Raw genomic sequence first — 667 nt, 5'->3', positions numbered from 1 at the left:
AGTTCGGTACTGCTGTAATACGCCGAGTTTCAGGCACCTTTTTAAACAATGTAGTGAACCGAAGCAATATGGGCTTGAGACTTAATGACTTCCTTACTCATTCTTTCGTGTAAGGATTTTTTATTTGTAATGCTACATTAATTTTACGAGCACAATAGCTGAATAAAGATTTTTGCTTTTTCTCTATTGAACAGTAGACGTATACTGTTCAATAAATATCTTCATTTTCAGGTGTTTTTGTGAAAAATGAACTTAAACCAGCAGTTTTGTTGAGGAAGAACTTTTATTCAGAAATAAAACACCTCCCATTAACAAGAGGTGCTAATTGGTTAATTATTTGTCTTTTGCAAGGTCTTTTCTATTTGGAGAAAGTGCAGGCTCCTCTAACCACTTATACTGCGTCATTATATTGACCCATTCTTTTGTCACCATCAAGTTTTTCAATATAATCTTCTCATAAGTTACAGCAAGGTCAGTTCGCATGGCAGAAGCGAGTCCTGCCCCATGATAGGCTTGTGCGGTCTGTAGTAGGAAACCAATATGATACAACATTAATTTATCTGAAAAAGGAGAATCCTGAGAAGTTGTAACTTCCGTTTCCCAAGGTATGAGTAAAATGTTTTTGGGAGAAGAAAAAACTTCATCATCCAAGTAATGGAAATTTTCG

General features: G+C 35.5%; 1 protein-coding gene. It reads right to left on the bottom strand.

Translation table 11 applies throughout. The features are described 5' to 3' along the window. Positions 1–333: 333 nt before the first annotated feature. Positions 334–667 (bottom strand): DUF3231 family protein (locus JCM9140_RS22160; RefSeq protein ID WP_235715443.1); only part of this gene is annotated, 334 nt, incomplete at its 5' end.

This window comes from Halalkalibacter wakoensis JCM 9140 (genome assembly GCF_000513095.1).
GTDB classification, from domain to species: Bacteria; Bacillota; Bacilli; order Bacillales; family Bacillaceae_D; genus Halalkalibacter; species Halalkalibacter wakoensis.
This window is presented reverse-complemented; position numbering and strand designations above follow the sequence as displayed.